This window comes from Limnohabitans sp. 63ED37-2 (assembly GCF_001412535.1).
Taxonomy (GTDB): domain Bacteria; phylum Pseudomonadota; class Gammaproteobacteria; order Burkholderiales; family Burkholderiaceae_C; genus Limnohabitans_A.
This window is the reverse complement of sequence record NZ_CP011774.1, coordinates 285,904-304,030: the sequence shown is the minus strand read 5'-3', so window position 1 is coordinate 304,030 and position 18,127 is coordinate 285,904. Positions and strand designations below refer to the sequence as shown.

Sequence of the window (18,127 nt, the reverse complement as noted above, 5' to 3'; positions counted from 1 at the left end):
TGGCAAATTCAAAATTACTTCTTTATTCGCAAATAATTTTAACAATATAACTGCTCTGGCTACATTGGCAGCCGTTTCGGGCACTGCATTCGCACAATCCACCGTGACTTTGTTCGGTGGCGCTGACCTGAACTACCGTTCCGTGACATCTGGCACTAACAAGTTCCAAGGCATGGCACAAGACGGTATCTACTCCAGCCGTTTCGGCGTGCGTGGTGAAGAAGACCTGGGCGGCGGCTTGAAGGCCAACTTCCACTTTGAAGGCGGCATGAACCCTGACACCGGCACTCCTGGCGGCTTCAACTTCGCACGCAAGTCAACCATTGGCGTTGCTGGTGGCTTCGGTGAAGTCCGCATGGGCCGTGACTACACCCCATTGTTCACGATCGCTGGCATTGCTGATCCATTTGGCACCAACGGTGTTGGTTCCTCTTACAATCTGGCAAACTCGGTGACGCTTGCATCTTCTGAAGTAACTGCTGCTGATGTAACTACAGCCGGTGGATTTGCGACAGCTGCAACAGCAACCGCAAACGCGGTTTATGCTGATCCGAATGCCGTCCGTGCAAACAACAGCGTTGCCTATTACAGCCCATCTTTCAGCGGTTTCACAGCTGGTCTGATGTATAGCTTTGGTTCGGAGGCTACAGGCACTACAAACCGCGATGCCGGCAAAATGACCAGTTTGAAGCTGCAATACGGCAATGGTCCTCTGGTTGCCGCACTGGGTACTCAGTCCACCAAAGGTGCAACCGACCAAAAGGCCAAGTGGGCAACCACATTCTTGGCTGGTTCTTACGACTTGGGCGTGGCCAAAGTCAGCGCTGGATACAAGACAGACAAGTTGACCGAAACTGATGGTGTAAATTCGGGTTCTATCAAGTCAACCATTTTGGGAGTGGCTGTTCCCATGGGTGCAACAACTTTGAAGGCTTCTTATGTTGCCCGCAAAGCTGAAGAAAAAATCGGCAACCAATTGGCATTTGGCGCTGTTCACGATCTGAGCAAGCGCACCTCTGTCTACGGCACTTACTCAGTGTTGAAAAACGAAGAAGGCTTTGGCAACACCGTGGGTTCAGCGATTGCATCTGATTTCACAGGCTTGAAGTCCAAAGGCTTCGAATTCGGCGTGAAGCACAACTTCTAATTTGAAGCTGGCGCAAGCCAGCTGATTTTTAAAAGACAAAAACCCACCGTGGCAACACGGTGGGTTTTTTTATTGGCCTCCTCAGATCTTTTGACGCCATCCCATTCAGAAGTCGTGACGCCATGCATCCAAAGAGATCGAAAAAAGCTTATGCCTTTGTGCTCTGAGTTGTGAACACTTGACTCAGCGCATCAAGGCTTCACGCTGGCGAATAAGGTCATGGTGCATTTTCTGACGAGTCACTCGACGGATATCAAATGATTCGACCAGCGCAGCCCACTGGTCTACCACTGCCAGCATGGCATCCAGTCTGTGCCCTGCCCACCGAGCGTCGAGCCCGCCTTGCTGCGCCAATTTCGTCAAATGGCTGCGGGTGATGTTCAGCCCTTCTCCGCAAATGTCCATTTGGTGCTCACCGCCAGGGCCTTCGCTGTACGTGAGGTCAAAACATGGGGCCAGCTTCCAGTGTCGTTGCGCATCCATGCGGTAGGCCAGGTTTTTGGCATGGTCATCTCGGTTGTGAAACAGCACATTGAAGACCGCACGCTCAAATGCTTTTTGCACCTCACGCTCATCGCGCGTGATCATGCGTGTGGCACGCAAAAAAGTCGTGTAGTTCACAGCCGACGGAACCCTGAAGTCTGCGTGCAGAAAACCCGCCAAAGAATGGATAGGGACACGCCGCCCCTGCGACAGATCGAAGCGTTCAATGCCCAGTGCCGCGTGTTGAGGGCTCAAATCAAACACCCGCGTAGCGGGCACATCCAGACCACAGGCGCTGGCTAGTTGCGCGTAAAACGCCTCAATCGCACACACCTCTTTGTGCTCACCCAAGGCCTGAAATTTGACCAACCAGCCTGAACCCACCGCCATGGGTGTTGTGCTGATTCGCGCCATCACCGGATCGTAATACACCAATACCTTGGGCCTGGCCCCTTGCGGGGAGCCGCCCAGCATGGCCAGTTTCTGAAGGGTTTGAGTGTCTTCGCCTTGTAAAACCAGCGTCGTTTCGTTGGCCAAGGCGAGAAGATCCACCGCATCAGGCACAACATCGCCATGTGTGTCAGGCTCGTAGGTGAGTGCCCCCAGCCCACGATGACCAATAAAGCTCAAGCGGTCCAGCGGTGAGCACTGTTGCGGGCGAAGCTCTTTCTGACTGAAGAGCCTGTCCATGAGCAGCTTTCCCCAGCCATCGGGCAAGGAGTCTGCAAACAAGCCTGGCAAGCGCCAAAAATGCCTTGGGAAATCTCCCATGGCCTGCTTTTGCAACGGCAAATGCCGCGGCGACAAATCCAAGCCTTCAGTCAAGGCTTGAGCCGAATACTCAAAAAGCAGATGCTGACCATCTTCGGCCAATGTGCCCAGGTGCCAGTTTTCGCCCCATCCCTCGTAGCGGACTTGGACCTTTTTCATGGCTTGTCTTTCGGAAGGTGGCGCGTGCGAGAGACACGCTGCCGAGCCGGTATTTGTTGCTGTTCCATTTCAGCAATCGACGTGATAACGGGCTTGAACAAGGGCTGCAATTGCCCCTCTTGACCGAGGCACTGGACCAGTTTGATCCAAGCGATCACCGAAGCTTTGCCCGTGTTTTCGAGCGTGTTGAGTGTGCTGCGAGACACGCCCATGCGCTCGGCCATCTCGGCTTGGGCAATCTCTTTTTGAATCCGAAGGCGTTTCAATCGCTGCGCCAAGGCCAGAGAAATTTCTTCGGCCGAAGAAAAGTTAAAGTCTAAAAATTCAGTCATTGTTTGATTTTATTCGAACAATGACGGATATTTCAATCTTTAAATCACCTCATGGGATCACACCACCGCGTGACAAGCGATCTTGATGCCTTTGAAGTCGCGCAAAGCGGGGCGTTCGGCGCGGCAGATGTCGGTGGCCTGTGGGCAGCGGGGGTGGAAGGTGCAGCCGCTTGGCGGATTGAGCGGGTTGGGCACTTCGCCTTGCACGGGGGTGCGGGCGCGGCCGGTGTCGTGCATCTTCGGAATCGCGTCCAACAGCATCTTGGTGTACGGGTGCTGCGGGTTGCCAAACAAGGTGTGTTTGTCGGCCAATTCCACCAGTCGGCCCAAATACATCACGCCCACCTGGTCACTCACATGGCGCACCACGGCCAGGTTGTGGCTGATGAACAGATAGGTCAGACCCCGCTCGCGCTGCAGGTCTTTCATGATGTTGAGCACTTGCGCCTGCACGCTCACATCGAGCGCCGAGGTCGGCTCGTCACACACCAAAAACTCGGGTGCGGTGGCCAAGGCGCGGGCAATTGAGATGCGTTGGCGCTGCCCGCCCGAAAACTGGTGCGGGTACTTGACCATGTCGAGCGGTGACAGACCGACCGACTTGAGCAACTCGGCCACACGGGCTTTGAGCTCTTCGGCGTCGCTGATCAGGCCGTGCTCTTTGAGCGGCTCGCCAATGATGTTGTCAACCGTCCAGCGTGGGTTCAAGCTGGCATAGGGGTCTTGGAAAATCATTTGGATGCGTTGGCGCATGGCCTTGGCATTGGACGATTTGAAGGCCGCGTGGGCGTCTTGCCCGTCGAAGGTCAGGCCGCCGCGTGTGGGCTCGTACAGGCCCACCAGCAAGCGGGCCACTGTGCTTTTGCCGCAGCCGGACTCACCCACCAGGGCGAGTGTTTTGCCGCGTTCGATCTCGAAGCTCACCCCGTCCACGGCGTTGAGCAGTTGGCGCGGTTTGCGCTCGATGACGCGGTTGAGCCAAGGGGCAGAGACGTCAAAGGTCTTGGCCAAGTCGTGCGCCACGACCAAGGCTTGTGATTTTTTCTCGCTCATGCCGCGCTCCCATCGTGCAGCCAGCAAGCGGCTTGGTTGACACCCGTGTTGACCAGCTCGGGCCGCTCTTGGCGGCATCGGTCAAAGGCTTTGGGGCAACGCGGGTTGAAGGCGCAGCCTTGCGGAATGGCGTTCAGGCGGGGCATGGCGCCGTCAATTTGGTTCAGGCGTTCGCGGTCACTGTCCATGTCGGGAATCGAGGCCATCAGGCCCGCGGTGTAAGGGTGGGCCGGGTGGTTGATGACCTGGTGCACGGGGCCAATTTCGGCCACGCGCCCGGCGTACAACACCGCCACGCGGTCACAGGTTTCGGCGATCACACCCATGTCGTGGGTGATCAGCATCACGGCTGCGCCCCGGTCCTTACAGACCTTTTTGAGCAAGCTGATGATCTGCGCCTGAATTGACACGTCAAGCGCCGTGGTCGGCTCGTCGGCCACAATCAGTTGAGGCTCAGCAGCCAAGGCCAGCGCAATCACCACTCGCTGGCGCATGCCACCCGAGAACTGGTGTGGGTAGTGGTCGATGCGCTCTTCAGCGGCCGAGATGCCAGTGTCTTTGAGCAACTGGATAGCGCGTTGCCGCGCCTCTTGGGGCGTGACGGGCAAGTGGGCCAAAATGGTTTCCGTCAACTGCCGCCCGATGGAGTACAGCGGGTTGAGCGAAGTCAGCGGGTCCTGAAAAATCGCGCCGATCTTGCGGCCCCGGATGTGTCGCATCTCGTCGTTGTTCAGGTGGTCGATGCGTTGACCTTCCAACACAATCTGCCCGCTGGCCACGCGGCCCGGTGGCTCGAGCAAGCCGATGATGGCCGCGCCCGTGAGCGACTTACCCGCACCCGACTCGCCCACCACCCCCAGGATTTCACCGGGAGCAATGTCGAAAGAAATATCGTCCAGGGCACGCAAAGTGCCGTGGCGGCTGGGGAACTCCACCACCAGGTTTTTGACTTGTAAAAGACTCATCGCAATCTCGGATTCAGCGCGTCGCGCAACCAGTCACCCAGCAAATTGACCGACAGGGCGATCACCACCAGCATCAGCCCCGGAAAAATCGTGATCCACCACTCGCCCGAGAACAAATAGTCATTGCCCACGCGGATCAGCGTGCCCAGCGAAGGCGAAGTGGGCGGTGCGCCCACACCTAAGAACGACAGTGTGGCTTCGGTGATGATGGCCGTGGCCACCTGGATCGTGGCCAGCACCATGACCGGGCCCATCACGTTGGGCAAGACATGCTTGACCATGATGCGCAGCGGGGCCACCCCCGTCACGCGAGCAGCCTGAACGTATTCCTTGTTGCGCTCCACCAAAGTCGTGCCGCGCACGGTGCGTGCATATTGCACCCAGCCGGTGAGCGAGATCGAGATGATCAGCACGCCAAAGGCCAGCGACTCATTGGCATTGGGGAACAAAGCACGCCCCACACCCGCAATCAGCAGGGCCACCAAAATGGCCGGGAAGGACAACATCACATCGCACATGCGCATGAGCAAGGCGTCGATCCAACCGCCTTTGAAGCCCGCCAGCAAACCCAAGCCCACGCCCACCGCCACAGACAAGACCACCGAGGCCAAACCCACCACCAAAGAGATGCGCGAGCCGTAGATCAGGGCCGACAAAATGTCGCGCCCCTGATCGTCGGTGCCGAGCAAGAACTTGGTGGAGCCCCCCTCCATCCAGGCCGGGGGCAAGCGGGCGTCGCTCAGCTCCAGTGTGGCCAGATCAAACGGGTTGGTCGGTGCGACCCAGCCGGCAAAAACCGAACAAAAAAGACAGATGAAGGCAATGCCAGCCGCCACCATCGCCGTGGGCGATTGGCGGAAGCTGTAACCAACGTCGCTGTCAAGCCAGCGTTTCAGTGCATTCATGGATTACTTGACGGTGATGGACTTGAACGGCATGGAGTTGTCACCGCGCTGCACCAGTGTGACCTTTTTGTTGATGCCCCAAGCCAAGGCCTGCTGGTGCAAAGGCAGGTGACCAATGTCCGCGCTGTGCAACTCAAAGGCCTCTTTGATCATCGCGTTGCGTTTGGCCTGATCGGTTTCGCTCTGGATTTTCACGGTCAACTCGTCGACCTTGGGGTTGCAATAAGCGCCCAAGTTGAACTGGCCAGTGCCCTTGTCATCCACGCAGCGCATCAAGGCATTGAGTGCGTTGTGGGCATCGTAGGTGCTGGGAGTCCAGCCCAGCAAATAGAAGCTGGTGTCACGGCGCAGGATTTTGGGGAAATAAGTGCCCTTGGTCTCGGCCTTGAGGTTGACCTTGACGTTCACACGAGCCAAGTTGGCGGCCACGGCTTCGCAAATCTGGCCGTCGTTCACATAACGGTCATTGGGGCAGTTCATGTCGACAGTGAAGCCGGTGGGGTAACCCGCTTCGGCCAGCAGCTTTTTGGAGGCTTCGGGGTCAAAGGGCAGGCGCTTGTTCAGGTCGGGGTTGAAGCCGTTGATGCCGGGGCCGACCATCAAGGCGCTGGGGTTGGAGGCGCCACGCATCACAGTGCGCTTGATGCCTTCGATGTCGATGGCCTGGTAGAAGGCCTGGCGCACGCGCTTGTCCTTGAAGGGGTTCTTGCCCTTCACGCTGGAGTACAACAACTCGTCACGCTTTTGGTCCATGCCCAAAAAGATGGTGCGCAACTCGGGCGCCACCAAAGCGCGGGTGTTGGCGCCCGCATTGATGCGCGGCACGTCCTGCACAGGCACGGGTTCCATGATGTCAATCTCGCCCGAGAGCAAAGCTGCCACGCGGGTGGGGTCATTGGAGATCACGGAGAAGATGACTTCATCCACGTTGCCATCGATCTTGCCCCAGTAGCTGCCGTTGCGAACAAAGGTGGTGCGCACATTGGGCTGACGCTCACGCAGGCGGTAGGGGCCAGTGCCATTCGCACGGAACGATGCGGCGTTTTCAATGCCCTTGCGGCGGTCCACTGGGCGTGTGGCCTGGTTGTCTTCGCACCATTTCTTGCTCATGATGAACACGGTCGACAACACGTTGGGCAAGATGGGGAACGGCGATTTGGTCTCGATCTCGATGGTGTGGCTGTCGATCTTGCGCACTTCCTTGATGTCGTTGGTGTTGCTGCGCATGTCGGAGCCTTCGCCTGCAGCGCGGTTCAGCGAGAACACCACATCATCGGCGGTGAAAGGCGTGTCGTCATGGAATTTCACGTTCTTGCGCAGCTCAAAACGCCACACGTTGGGCGAAGTCTGCTTCCACGAAGTGGCCAGGCCAGCTTCGAACTTCAGGTCTTTGCTCACGCCCACGAGCGATTCATAGACGTTGTTCGTGATGCTCAGTTGCAAGGATTCGTTGAGCGAATGGGGGTCCATGGACAAAGCGTCGCCCTGGTTGGCGATGCGCACGGTGGCCGCATGGGCGCTGCCCATGGCCAAGGCCGACACCACGGCCAAAGCGGTCAAAGAACGTTTGAATGAAAGCTTGTGCATAAAAACTCCTGAAAGTGGTCAATGAAAGCGGTTGAAAAAATCAAGAACTGCTCGAGGCAGGGCTCAGTGGCAAAGCCTGCTCGATCAAGCTGGCGTGCATGGCCGCGCCCAAGGGCAGGATGTCGTCGTTGAAGTCGTAGCGGCTGTTGTGCAGCGGGTGCGGGCCGGGGCCGTGTGGCAAGCCCTGGCCGATGCGGATGTACGCCCCGGGCTTGGCCTGGAGCATGAAAGAAAAATCTTCGCCGCCCATGCTGGGCAGCATGTCGCGCCAAACCTTGTCTTCACCGACCAAAGCCGCCGCCACATCGCAGGCGAATCGCGCTTCGGGCACGGTGTTCACGGTGGCAGGGTAGACACGCTCATAGGTCAATTCGGCAGATGCCCCAAAGCCTTGCGCGACACCGTTGCACAAGGCACGCAAACGGTCTTCGATCTGATCCTGCACCCGCTCGCTGTAGGTGCGCACAGTGCCCACCAAAACCGCCTCGCCCGGGATCACACTCATGGCGCCAGGGTGGCCTGCCTGCATTGAGCAAATGCTGATGACCGCCTGGTCAAAAGCCGACAGGTTGCGCGAGACCACACTTTGCGCAGCAGTGATGATGTGCCCGGCCACCAGCACCGGGTCAACCGCCTGGTGCGGGCGAGCGCCGTGCCCGCCTTTGCCGATGATGCGGATCTCGATGCGGTCCACCGCCGCTTGCATGGGGCCGGGGGTGATGCCGATCACACCCAAAGGTGTCTCGGGCGAATTGTGTTGGGCATAGACCTGTTCGCACGGAAAGCGCTCAAACAGACCATCTTGCATCATGGCGCGGGCACCTGCGTAGCCTTCTTCGCCGGGCTGAAAAATCAGCACGGCCGTGCCATCAAAGCGCCGGGTTTCGGCCAGGTAACGCGCCGCACCCATCAGCATGGCGGTGTGGCCGTCGTGGCCACAGCCGTGCATCAGCCCGGGTGTGCCCGATTTCCAGGTGCATTCGTTGTGCTCGGTCAAAGGCAAAGCGTCCATGTCGGCCCGAAGGCCAATCATGCGGCCCGGGTTGCTGGCCGAGCGGCCCTGACCATGTACCAAGGCCACCACGCCGGTTTTGCCAATGCCAGTGTGGATGCTGTCCACACCACAAACTTTGAGCATCTCGGCCACGCGGGCCGAGGTGTAGACCTCTTCAAAGCCCAGCTCGGGGTGGGCGTGCAGGTCGCGCCTGAAGGCGGTGAGTTCGGGGTGGAATTGGGCGATTCGCGCAAACGCTGCGCCACGCCCCAACACAGATTGAAAAGAAGCACCCACGCTCAATGTCCTCCGGGCTTGCCCACGCGCAGGCGCGGGTCGACCACAAAGTAGAGCAAGTCCACGATCAGATTGATGACCACAAAAATCAGCGCGATCAGGCACAGGTAAGCCGCCATCACCGGAATGTCTGCGAAGGTCACCGCCTGGATGAACAACAAGCCCATGCCAGGCCACTGGAACACGGTCTCGGTGATGATGGCAAAAGCAATCAAACCACCCAACTGCAAGCCAGTGATGGTCATCACCGGCACCAAGGTGTTCTTGAGTGCATGACCAAAATGGATGGCGCGGTTGGACAGGCCACGGGCACGGGCAAACTTGATGTAGTCGGTGCGCAGCACCTCCAGCATCTCGGCACGCACCAAGCGCATGATGAGCGTCAGCTGAAAAATCGCCAACGTCACAGCGGGCAGCACGATGTGGTGCCAGCCCTTGGCTGTCATCAGGCCACTCGACCACCAACCCATTTGAATCACTTCACCTCGGCCAAAACTGGGGAACCAGCCCAGCATCACCGCAAACACCAGGATCAACAAGATGCCGATCAGGAAGGTGGGCAGCGACACCCCCAGCAGGGACACCGTCATGATGAACTGGCTGGCCCAAGTGCCCCGGCGCAAGGCCGCATACACCCCCATGGGGATGCCAATGACCAAAGCCAAAGAGGCAGCCACCATCGCCAGCTCCAGGGTGGCGGGCAAGCGCTCGGCAATCAGGCGCGAGACTTTGGCCCCCTGACGCAGACTCAGACCAAACTCGCCTTGCACCGCATTGGCCAAAAAGTGGCCAAACTGCACAAAGAAAGGCTGGTCCAGACCCAAGTCAGCCCGAAGCATGTCGATCTGCTCTTTGGTGGCGTCTTGCCCCAGCAAGAACACCACCGGATCCCCCACATACTGGAACAACAGAAAAGCGATGAAGGCGACCGTGACCATGACGACCACGGCCTGGATCAGCCGCTGCAAGATGAAAGCGAGCATCAGTTGACCTTGATCAGCGTCCAGTCGAGGCGGTTGTCAGGGCGGTGCACCACCTCAACATTCTTCTTCATGGCCCAAGGAATCACCTGGTTGTGCAGCGGAATGTGGGCCACGGTGTCGTTTTGCAGTTGCAGACCCTCGGTCAGCAAGCGATCACGCACGGGCAAATCGGTTTCGGTCTTCACGCGGTCCACGATGTAGTCCATGCGGGGATTGCTGTAGCGGCCCACGTTGTAGTTGCCATCGCCGCCCGTGCCCACGGTGCGGGTGAGGGACTGCAGGCTGTACAAAGCGTCAAAGGTCGGCACACCCCAGCCCAGCATGTAGATGCTGGCTTCGTAGCGCTGGATCATGGGGAAATACGTCACCAAAGGCATGGTGCGCAGTTTGGCCTTCACGCCCACCTTCGCCCACATGGCGGTGATGGCCTGGCAGATCTCTTCGTCGTTGATGTAGCGGTTGTTGGGGCAGGCAAAGTCCACCTCAAAGCCATTGGGATAACCGGCTTCGGTCAACAACTTTTTGGCCGCATCCAGTGAATAGGGGAAACGCGTGTCCACCGCTTTGGTCCAGCCGTTGACTTGGGGGGCCACCAAGGCACCCGTGTTTTGCGACAAGCCGCGCATGGTCACGCGGTGGATGGTGTCGATGTCGATGGCTTGGTACAGCGCCTTGCGGACCTTCACGTCTTTGAGGGGGTTTTTGCCTTTGACGTTGGAGCCGGGCAGTTCGGCGCGGTGCTGGTCCATGCCCAAAAAGATGGTGCGGTTTTCAATGCCGTCGACCACCTTCAGGTTGGCGTTGTTGCGCATGCGGCCCAAATCTTGCGGGCTGGGATCCAGCACAAAGTCGATCTCGCCCGACAACAAGGCAGCAGCGCGAGTGGCTTCGTTCTTGATCGGTGTGTAGATGATCTCGGTCACGTTGGTGGCAGCATCAGCCCATCCCCACCAAGCGGGGTTTTTCACCAGCACCAAGCGCTGGTCGGGCTGCCAGTCCTTGACCATGTAAGGGCCGCTGCCCATGGCGTTGCGGTGGGCAAAGTTTTCATCCTTGGTCTTGGCATCCTTGGGCTCCACCGACTTGTTCTTTTCGGCCCAGGCTTTGCTCATGATGCGCAACTCGGTCATCTGGTTCAAGATGACGGGGTTGGGTCCGCTCAAGATGATGTCGACCGTGTTGGCATCGACCTTGACAATGCGGCTCATGCCTTGGGTGTAGACGTTGAAGTTGGAGGTTTTGGCGCGGGCACGGTCCAGTGAAAACACCACATCGTCAGCCGTCAGGGCGGAGCCGTCGCTGAACTTAACCCCCTTGCGCAAATTGAAGCGGTACTGCGTGGGCGACATTTCCTTCCAAGAGGTCGCCAAGCGGGGCTCGATCTTGAAGGTCTTGCTGTTGTAGTAAACCAGTGAGTCAAAAATCGCGGCGTGCACACCGTTGCCCAAGGCATTGTTTTGAGAATGGATGTCGAGTGTCGGGATGTCGCTGGCGCTGGTCCATTTAAAAGGCTTGGCCTGCACCAGTCCAGCGGTCATCACACCTGCCAAAACCAAAGAAGCGGTCAGGACGCTGGGCAGCACGGCGGCGGGGGTCATCTTCTTCATCAAAACACCTCGGTGAGAAAAGTTGGGGATAGCTGATGAGTATGCAACATCCGGGCCCGCGGACAGGGCAGGGAATTCCCCAAACTGCGCTGTCGCGCACCGGACTGGTGCAGTCAATCCAAACGGACCGTGCCGTACCAAGCCCGCGTGGTGCTGCGGGTGTTGTCCGTGTCGGTCATGATGGCCAGGCCCAGCAAGGCGCCAGGCTCTTCACCAAAGGCCTTTTTAAAATCAGCCCGAATATCGCGGCGGTAATGCAGCCACTGCCCGACCCGGCCAGCGCCGGACTCCACGGCCAGTTTGCGGATGCGGTCGGTTCTGGGGTTGACGATCACCGACTCAGCTGGGCAGTCGTTACACCACACGTACATCAAGGTGGCGTAGGGCAGTGGCTCACCCGTCAGGCTGAGCGTCAACTCGCTGAGCATGTTGTTCTTGGCTGAAAAACCTTGCCTGTCGCCATCAAACACCAAAATCAGGCGGACCGGCGAATCTTCTGCATCGCGCTGGCGCATGTCGGCCCCCGGGATGAGCTGATCAACCCGCCAGTCAAACTGCAATGCGCCCAATTGCTCGGGGTGGATGTGCAAGGCTTGTCTCAACATGCTGGCCGAGGATGCGGCTTCGGCCAGCAGGGCATCGCGCGGGCCTTGCGGCGCCACACGGTAGGCGGTGAGCAACTTGCCTGGCAAAGGCATGGCTTGCCACTGCGACTTGTCTTGTGCACTGAACTGCAAAGGCAACTGCCGCAAAACTTGGGGGGGCTTGTTTTCTTGAGTCACCCTGTGGGCACAGCCCGTCAACAGCAGCACGCCGCTGCTCAAGGCGGCACACAGCGCCCAACGAACCGATGCAATGCTTGGATTTATCATGACGTGTCAAAACTTTTATCGGAATGTGCCCATGTTAAGCCGCCGCCGTGTCATGTATTCAGCCCTCTTGTCTTCAGGGTTACCCAAGATCGCTTGGGCACAGGCCACTTTTCCTTCAAAACCTCTGCGCATCGTGGTGCCTTTTGGGGCAGGTGGCGTGGCCGATCTGACCGCACGGGCCGTCGCGCAGCAACTGTCCATCAACATGGGTCAAGCGGTCGTCATTGACAACCGGCCCGGCGCGGGCGGCATCGTGGCGGCAGAGTTGGTCGCCAAGGCCGAACCTGACGGCCAAACCCTGCTGCTCATGTCCAATGGCACCGCCGTGAGTGCGGGCCTGTTCAAGGCCCTGCCCTTCAACCCGCGCACCGACTTTGCGCCCGTGTCCTTGCTCGGCTTGTTTGACATCGCCATCGTGGTGCCCGAATCCTCGCCCCACAAAAGCCTGGCCGATCTCATCGGCTTTGGCCGCGCCAACCCGGGCCAGCTCAACATCGGCACCATCAACATCGGCAGCACCCAACACCTGGCCGCCGAGTTGCTGCGCGCCCAGGCCAACCTGATCGCACAAATCATTCCTTACAACGGCACACCCGCCGTCATCAACGCCCTGCGCGGCGGCCAGGTCGATGCGGTGGTCGAAATTCTGGGACCGCTCAAACCCCAAATCAATGCCAAAGCCGTGCGCCTGCTGGGTGTGATGGGTGCGAACCGCCCCAAAGACCAGCACCAAGTGCCCGTGGTGCGCGAGTTGCCTGGCCTGAGCAACTTCAACGTGTCTTCGTGGAACGCCTTGGCTGCGCCCGGCAAAACACCCCCGGCCATCGTTCAGCGCCTGAATGCCGAAGTGGTCAAGGTGCTGGCCGATCCTGCCATGGTGCAACGCCTGGGCGGATTTAATGTACAAGCCCAATCCAGCACCCCTGCCCAACTGGCCCAACTGCTGGACACCGAGATTCAGCGCTGGTCCGCGGTGATTCAAAAGGCGGGCATTGCCCAGCAGTGAGCAGACGTAAAAAAAACCCACCGTGTTGCCACGGTGGGTTTTTTAGTCTTTTAATCTCAACCGACTTGCGTCGGCCGTAAATTAGAAGGAGTGCTTGACACCGAAGTCCATGGCTGTGGACGAACCGTTCACACCAGAAGTAGCACCACCAGCGTTGGCAGAAGCGCCGCCGCTGTTTTTCACGCTGGCGTATGTAGCGTACAAGTCAGTGCGCTTGCTCAGACCGTAGACGTAGCCGATGGCAGTCTTCTTGGATTGTGCAGCGCCAGTCTCAGTTTGCGACATGGCAAAACGGACGGTGCCTGGGCCAACAGGAGCCAACAGACCGAAGACGTAACCGTCGGTGTCAGCAGCGCCAGTGCGCTCGTCTTTGAACACGGAACCCATGACTTTGGCAACGCCGAAGTCATAAGCTGCACCGTAGTTGGTGGAAGTGATGTCCACGCCAGCAGACACGTTGGTCTTGCCAGTTGCCACAGCAGCCGACAACTTGCCCATGTCGTAAGAAGCGCGGAAGGAAGTCATGTTGCCAGCATCAGGAGCGGCAGCATTGGAGGACTGCTCACCGAAAGCCATTTGGGCTTGCAGCTTGAAGCCACCCATTGTGGGGGTGTAGTAGTTGATGGCGTTGTTGGTACGCACGGTTGTGGCGCCACCAGCAGCGGAGTTCAAACCGATTTGTGTGCCGGAACCGTTGGTGCCGAACGGATCGTACACAGTGTGGTTCCAGAAGTGTGGAGTGTACTCACGACCCAATTGGATCTCACCGAAACCACCCGACAAGCTCACCAGCGAACGGCGCTGGAAGTTGAAACCGGTTGCATTGCCGTCGTCGTTAGACAAAGCGCCTTCCAGGTGGAAGGAAGCCTTCAGGCCACCGCCGAGGTCTTCAACGCCACGCACGCCAAAACGGCTGCTGTTGTAGCCAGAGTTGATCAAAGAAGTCTTGTCAGCGACGTCGCCTTTGGCAACAGACACGGCAGCATCAACGATACCAAACATGGTCACTGTGGATTGAGCGAAAGCGGCACCGGAAGCTGCCAAAACAGCCAGAGCAATCAGAGATTTTTTCATTGCAAGTTTCTCCAAGGTTAAACAAGGGCCCGAATCAGAAGGGTGGAAATCACCCATCGAGACCCTGAGCCAACCTCCAAATTCGGAAGTTGTTGTTATTCCACCAGACGACTGTGACTTCGCCAAGACATTCGGCAAAGAAAAGGATATTTCGTTGCAAGCGTGCAACAGCTGTTGGTGGTTACACCTAGGGAATCACAGTCAATGACACTTTTATCAATTAATTCAACGATTTCCAGCAAGTTTTGAATTCAACACTTGATAAGTGCCAAAGAGGTTCTAAAGATTCTCAAGGGGGGGGGGCTGAGCCCCTGGAAATCACCCCCTCAGTCGCTTCTGATTACACTCAGATCATGATCAATGCTCTGATTTTGGCCGCCGACAGCGCCCTGCGAACCCTGATCGCAGAGCCCCGCGCCAGCCGCCCCTATCCAGCCACTGGGGTGACCGAGTTGCAACTCAACGAAACCGAGCGCCGACAAGCCGGAGCGCTGATGCGCATCAACCATGTGGGTGAGGTGTGTGCCCAAGCGCTCTACACGGGGCAAGCTTTGGCCTGCCAAAGTCCTGCGCTTCGCGCCCAGCTGGCAGAAGCCAGCCGCGAAGAAACCGACCACCTGGCCTGGACCCAGCAACGCCTGAACGACCTGAACGACCGCCCCTCCCTGCTCAACCCCATTTGGTATGCCGGTGCCTTTGCCATCGGGTTTGCGGCAGGCAAGTTGGGCGGCGACCAAGTCAGCCTGGGTTTTGTGGTCGAGACCGAGCGCCAAGTCGAAGCCCACCTGCAAAGCCATATGGATCTGTTGCCTGCGGCCGACACGGCTTCGCGTGCCATCGTTTCGCAAATGAAAGCCGACGAAATGGCCCATGCCCAAATGGCCATGAAAGCAGGTGCCGTGGAATTGCCCGCCCCGGTCAAGTCGGTCATGAAAATGGCCGCCAAGGTCATGACCACGGTGGCGCATCGGGTCTGAGGCGCACTCTGGGCATGTTCAGGGGCTCATGAATCAAGCGCCGGATGTGCAAGCGCCGCACATCACCGCCTTGGGGTTCGATGCGAATCGATCGAAGACCGCACCCGTCGTCCCGCCTTTCAGGAGGCTTCCACCACCTCAAAACTGGTCGTGATCTCGGCGGTTTTGCCCAACATGATGCTGGCTGAGCAATATTTGTCGTGGCTCATGGCAATTGCACGCTCAACCGCGCTGGCGGGCACGCCTTTGGCGGTGACGGTGAAGTGCATATTGATGCGGGTGAAGACTTTGGGGTCGACCTCGGCGCGTTCGCTGCTGATCTTGACGCTGCAGCCGCGCACATCGTGACGCCCCCGCTTGAGGATCAGCACCACGTCGTAAGCCGTGCAGCCACCGGTGCCCGCCAGGAGCATTTCCATGGGGCGGGGGGCGAGGTTTTGGCCGCCGTTTTCGGGCTTGGCAGGGTCCGGGGCGCCATCCATGTTGACGATGTGGCCGGAGCCGGTTTCGGCCACAAAGCCCATGCCCGAGCGGGTGCCGGCCGCGCCGGTCCAGGTGACTGTGCATTCCATGGTGAATTTCCTTGTGTGTCATCCCTGCTGGGGCAGAGGGGTTGGAGGTGTTTTAAAGGTCGTCAACTTTACAAGTTTTTGCACTTGAACACACTCAACTTGCTGCAATGCAACAAAAACGCCCGTACAATTGCGAACAAGCGTGCTTTTTTGCACGCACCACTTGTCTCCTCCACCCTCTGAAAAGGTGGATTTGCCCCAAGTCGCAAGACTTGGGGCATTTTTTTGGCCGTTATCATCAAGCCCACACTTTTTTGGCGATGCGGCATGTCCGCCATTGCACCGGACATGAAGACCCCAGACCTCCAACCCGCCGATTACCTGATCAAAATCTTGAACGCCAAGGTCTATGACGTGGCGACCGAATCGGCCCTTGAACCCGCCAAAAACCTGTCGCGCCGCTTGGGCAACCAGGTGCTGCTCAAGCGCGAAGACCAGCAACCCGTGCACAGCTTCAAGCTGCGCGGGGCCTACAACAAGATGGCGCACCTGAGCCCTGAGCAGCTCAAAAAAGGCGTGATCTGCGCCTCGGCCGGCAACCACGCACAAGGCGTGGCGCTCAGCGCCAGCCGTTTGGGCACCCGCGCCGTGATCGTCATGCCCACCACCACACCCCAAGTCAAGATCGATGCGGTCAAAGGGCTTGGAGGCGAAGTGGTGCTGTTTGGTGACAGCTATTCCGATGCCTACAACCACTCGCTGTCGCTGCAGAAAAAACAGAGCCTGAGCTTTGTGCACCCCTTTGACGACCCGGATGTGATCGCGGGCCAGGGCACGATTGCCATGGAAATGCTGCGCCAGCACCAAGGGCCGCTGGATGCGGTGTTTGTCGCCATTGGCGGCGGCGGCCTGATCAGCGGCGTGGCCAACTACATCAAGGCGGTGCGCCCAGGCGTCAGGGTCATTGGGGTGCAGATGAACGACTCCAACGCCATGATCCAGTCGGTGAACGCCCAACAGCGCGTGACTTTGCCCGATGTGGGCCTGTTTTCAGACGGCACGGCCGTGAAGCTGGTGGGCGAAGAAACCTTCCGCGTGGCCAGCAATTTGGTGGACGAGTACATGACGGTGGACACCGACGCGGTGTGTGCGGCCATCAAAGATGTGTTTGTGGACACCCGCTCGATCGTGGAGCCAGCGGGCGCACTGGCCGTGGCCGCCATCAAACAGTATGTGGCCGCGCACAAATGCAAAGGCCAGACCTTTGCGGCCATCTTGTGCGGTGCGAACATGAACTTTGACCGCCTGCGCTTTGTGGCCGAACGCGCCGACGTGGGCGAAGAAAAAGAGGCCCTGTTTGCCGTGACCATTCCGGAAGAGCGCGGCAGCTTCAAACGCTTTTTGGAGCTGATCGGCAGCTTGCCGGGCGGCCCACGCAATGTGACCGAGTTCAACTACCGCATGAGCGATTCGGACAAAGCCCATGTGTTTTTGGGCCTGAGCACGCATGGCAAAGGTGAGAGCGCCAAGATCGCGGCCAAATTCAACAAGCAACAGTTCAAGGCGATTGACCTGACGCACGACGAACTGGCCAAAGAACACATCCGCCACATGGTGGGTGGACATTCAGCGCTGTCGCAAGACGAGCGCCTGCTGCGTTTTGAGTTCCCCGAGCGCCCTGGCGCCTTGCTCAAATTCTTGAGCCTGATGCGTCCGGGATGGAACATCTCTTTGTTCCATTACCGCAACCAAGGCGCCGACTACGGCCGCATTCTGGTGGGTCTGCAAGTGCCGCCCAAAGACGACAAAGCTTTTGACAAGTTCCTCAAAACGCTGGGGTATCCGTATGCGGAAGAAACCCACAACCCGGTGTACCGCTTGTTTTTGCGTGCCTGAAAAGGCCACAGAAAAGGTGTTTTAAGGCTGCTTGTCGGCGCCCGGCAAGTTGAGCGAGAAAAGGGGTGCCCCTTGGACAGTGGCACCCAGCTGCGCTTGTTTGGGCCCTAGGCCTTGCAAAACCACACCCTCCGTCACGGTCTGACCCACCCGAAAAGCCCGGGGAGGCTGGCCGTCGACCGCGATCAGAGCGCTGCCTTGGCCCGATGCCCCTGCCACCACGCCCCAAAGCTGAAAACGCGAGGATTGGGCGATGCTCACCTCGGGCACAGGCGCTTGCACACCCAAGGCACGGGCCATGTGGATGGACGGCTGCACAGTCGCTGCGGCTGTGGTTTGGCTTGGGCTTTGCACCACAGGCGCGTTCAGCACCGCGCTGCCCGAGGGAAATTTCAACACCCAAAAGACCACGCTGGCGGCGGCCGCACACCCCAGCAAGGCGGCCCAAGCGCCAGGCCAGAGCTTGTCGGTTCTTGAAGAGGGTGAGATTTGCAACATGGCCGGATT

Annotated in this window: 17 protein-coding genes; 4 read left to right on the top strand and 13 right to left on the bottom strand. The window is 58.6% G+C overall.

What is annotated here, in order from left to right; translation table 11 throughout:
• The first annotated feature begins 103 nt into the window (after window positions 1–103).
• Complete coding sequence (locus L63ED372_RS01400; protein ID WP_231624526.1) at window positions 104–1,147, top strand: porin; 1,044 nt, start codon at window positions 104–106, stop codon at window positions 1,145–1,147.
• 183 nt (window positions 1,148–1,330) lie between these two features.
• Here the strand turns inward: L63ED372_RS01400 and L63ED372_RS01395 are convergent, their stop codons facing one another.
• The 10 genes from L63ED372_RS01395 to L63ED372_RS01350 all read right to left on the bottom strand — a co-directional run bounded on the left by L63ED372_RS01395 (window position 1,331) and on the right by L63ED372_RS01350 (window position 12,155).
• Window positions 1,331–2,560, bottom strand: a complete 1,230-nt coding sequence (locus L63ED372_RS01395) for a type II toxin-antitoxin system HipA family toxin (protein WP_062402266.1) — start codon at window positions 2,558–2,560, stop codon at window positions 1,331–1,333.
• Window positions 2,557–2,892 carry a helix-turn-helix transcriptional regulator gene (locus L63ED372_RS01390; RefSeq protein ID WP_062402263.1) on the bottom strand — a complete coding sequence of 112 codons (336 nt, stop codon included), beginning with the start codon at window positions 2,890–2,892 and terminating at the stop codon, window positions 2,557–2,559. The genes L63ED372_RS01395 and L63ED372_RS01390 overlap by 4 nt, the downstream gene beginning before the upstream one ends.
• Window positions 2,893–2,949: 57 nt before the next feature.
• Complete coding sequence (locus tag L63ED372_RS01385) at window positions 2,950–3,945, bottom strand: ABC transporter ATP-binding protein (protein ID WP_062402261.1); 996 nt, start codon at window positions 3,943–3,945, stop codon at window positions 2,950–2,952.
• On the bottom strand, window positions 3,942–4,910 hold the full coding sequence (locus tag L63ED372_RS01380; RefSeq protein ID WP_062402258.1) for an ABC transporter ATP-binding protein: 969 nt from the start codon (window positions 4,908–4,910) through the stop codon (window positions 3,942–3,944). The genes L63ED372_RS01385 and L63ED372_RS01380 overlap by 4 nt, the downstream gene beginning before the upstream one ends.
• Window positions 4,907–5,815, bottom strand: a complete 909-nt coding sequence (locus tag L63ED372_RS01375) for an ABC transporter permease (RefSeq protein WP_062402255.1) — start codon at window positions 5,813–5,815, stop codon at window positions 4,907–4,909. The genes L63ED372_RS01380 and L63ED372_RS01375 overlap by 4 nt, the downstream gene beginning before the upstream one ends.
• A 3-nt stretch (window positions 5,816–5,818) precedes the next feature.
• Window positions 5,819–7,342, bottom strand: coding sequence for an ABC transporter substrate-binding protein (locus L63ED372_RS01370; RefSeq protein ID WP_442915159.1), 1,524 nt, complete (start codon window positions 7,340–7,342; stop codon window positions 5,819–5,821).
• 100 nt (window positions 7,343–7,442) lie between these two features.
• Window positions 7,443–8,693, bottom strand: a complete 1,251-nt coding sequence (locus tag L63ED372_RS01365; RefSeq protein ID WP_062402248.1) for a M20 aminoacylase family protein — start codon at window positions 8,691–8,693, stop codon at window positions 7,443–7,445.
• Window positions 8,694–8,695: 2 nt separating this feature from the next.
• Window positions 8,696–9,676 carry an ABC transporter permease gene (locus tag L63ED372_RS01360; RefSeq protein WP_062402243.1) on the bottom strand — a complete coding sequence of 327 codons (981 nt, stop codon included), beginning with the start codon at window positions 9,674–9,676 and terminating at the stop codon, window positions 8,696–8,698.
• On the bottom strand, window positions 9,676–11,283 hold the full coding sequence (locus L63ED372_RS01355) for an ABC transporter substrate-binding protein (protein WP_082431552.1): 1,608 nt from the start codon (window positions 11,281–11,283) through the stop codon (window positions 9,676–9,678). Before L63ED372_RS01355 ends, L63ED372_RS01360 begins: the two co-directional genes overlap by 1 nt.
• Before the next feature lie 113 nt (window positions 11,284–11,396).
• Complete coding sequence (locus tag L63ED372_RS01350; RefSeq protein WP_197275300.1) at window positions 11,397–12,155, bottom strand: DUF3047 domain-containing protein; 759 nt, start codon at window positions 12,153–12,155, stop codon at window positions 11,397–11,399.
• A 31-nt stretch (window positions 12,156–12,186) separates the two neighbouring features.
• On the opposite strand from L63ED372_RS01350, the gene L63ED372_RS01345 reads away from it, so the two are divergent.
• Entirely contained in the window at window positions 12,187–13,161 is a 975-nt protein-coding gene (locus L63ED372_RS01345) for a Bug family tripartite tricarboxylate transporter substrate binding protein (protein WP_062402237.1), read from the top strand.
• A gap of 81 nt (window positions 13,162–13,242) precedes the next feature.
• On the opposite strand, the gene L63ED372_RS01340 is transcribed toward L63ED372_RS01345, so the two are convergent.
• Complete coding sequence (locus L63ED372_RS01340; RefSeq protein WP_231624525.1) at window positions 13,243–14,163, bottom strand: porin; 921 nt, start codon at window positions 14,161–14,163, stop codon at window positions 13,243–13,245.
• Window positions 14,164–14,588: 425 nt separating this feature from the next.
• Here L63ED372_RS01340 and coq7 point away from each other — a divergent pair, with 425 nt between their 5' ends.
• Entirely contained in the window at window positions 14,589–15,212 is a 624-nt protein-coding gene (gene coq7 / locus L63ED372_RS01335; RefSeq protein WP_062402231.1) for a 2-polyprenyl-3-methyl-6-methoxy-1,4-benzoquinone monooxygenase, read from the top strand.
• 119 nt (window positions 15,213–15,331) lie between these two features.
• On the opposite strand, the gene L63ED372_RS01330 is transcribed toward coq7, so the two are convergent.
• Window positions 15,332–15,784 (bottom strand): OsmC family protein, encoded by a 453-nt coding sequence (locus L63ED372_RS01330; RefSeq protein WP_062402229.1) that lies wholly within the window; start codon window positions 15,782–15,784, stop codon window positions 15,332–15,334.
• A gap of 267 nt (window positions 15,785–16,051) precedes the next feature.
• Between L63ED372_RS01330 and ilvA the strand changes: the two genes are divergently transcribed.
• Complete coding sequence (ilvA, locus tag L63ED372_RS01320; protein ID WP_231624524.1) at window positions 16,052–17,620, top strand: threonine ammonia-lyase, biosynthetic; 1,569 nt, start codon at window positions 16,052–16,054, stop codon at window positions 17,618–17,620.
• 21 nt (window positions 17,621–17,641) lie between these two features.
• On the opposite strand, the gene L63ED372_RS01315 is transcribed toward ilvA, so the two are convergent.
• Window positions 17,642–18,118: a type II secretion system protein N gene (locus tag L63ED372_RS01315; protein WP_062402223.1), complete on the bottom strand. Its 477-nt coding sequence runs from the start codon at window positions 18,116–18,118 to the stop codon at window positions 17,642–17,644.
• Between the last annotated feature and the right edge of the window lie 9 nt (window positions 18,119–18,127).

Bases quoted from the DNA above. Each gene is read 5' to 3' on its own strand.
- ilvA (WP_231624524.1), top strand. From the start codon at position 16,052: ATGTCCGCCATTGCACCGGACATGAAGACCCCAGACCTCCAACCCGCC.
- L63ED372_RS01355 (WP_082431552.1), bottom strand. From the start codon at position 11,283: ATGAAGAAGATGACCCCCGCCGCCGTGCTGCCCAGCGTCCTGACCGCT.
- L63ED372_RS01380 (WP_062402258.1), bottom strand. From the start codon at position 4,910: ATGAGTCTTTTACAAGTCAAAAACCTGGTGGTGGAGTTCCCCAGCCGC.
- L63ED372_RS01385 (WP_062402261.1), bottom strand. From the start codon at position 3,945: ATGAGCGAGAAAAAATCACAAGCCTTGGTCGTGGCGCACGACTTGGCC.
- L63ED372_RS01350 (WP_197275300.1), bottom strand. From the start codon at position 12,155: ATGATAAATCCAAGCATTGCATCGGTTCGTTGGGCGCTGTGTGCCGCC.
- L63ED372_RS01375 (WP_062402255.1), bottom strand. From the start codon at position 5,815: ATGAATGCACTGAAACGCTGGCTTGACAGCGACGTTGGTTACAGCTTC.
- L63ED372_RS01340 (WP_231624525.1), bottom strand. From the start codon at position 14,163: ATGTTTGGTATCGTTGATGCTGCCGTGTCTGTTGCCAAAGGCGACGTC.
- L63ED372_RS01315 (WP_062402223.1), bottom strand. From the start codon at position 18,118: ATGTTGCAAATCTCACCCTCTTCAAGAACCGACAAGCTCTGGCCTGGC.
- L63ED372_RS01370 (WP_442915159.1), bottom strand. From the start codon at position 7,342: ATGGGCAGCGCCCATGCGGCCACCGTGCGCATCGCCAACCAGGGCGAC.
- coq7 (WP_062402231.1), top strand. From the start codon at position 14,589: ATGATCAATGCTCTGATTTTGGCCGCCGACAGCGCCCTGCGAACCCTG.
- L63ED372_RS01395 (WP_062402266.1), bottom strand. From the start codon at position 2,560: ATGAAAAAGGTCCAAGTCCGCTACGAGGGATGGGGCGAAAACTGGCAC.
- L63ED372_RS01390 (WP_062402263.1), bottom strand. From the start codon at position 2,892: ATGACTGAATTTTTAGACTTTAACTTTTCTTCGGCCGAAGAAATTTCT.
- L63ED372_RS01345 (WP_062402237.1), top strand. From the start codon at position 12,187: ATGTTAAGCCGCCGCCGTGTCATGTATTCAGCCCTCTTGTCTTCAGGG.
- L63ED372_RS01330 (WP_062402229.1), bottom strand. From the start codon at position 15,784: ATGGAATGCACAGTCACCTGGACCGGCGCGGCCGGCACCCGCTCGGGC.
- L63ED372_RS01360 (WP_062402243.1), bottom strand. From the start codon at position 9,676: ATGCTCGCTTTCATCTTGCAGCGGCTGATCCAGGCCGTGGTCGTCATG.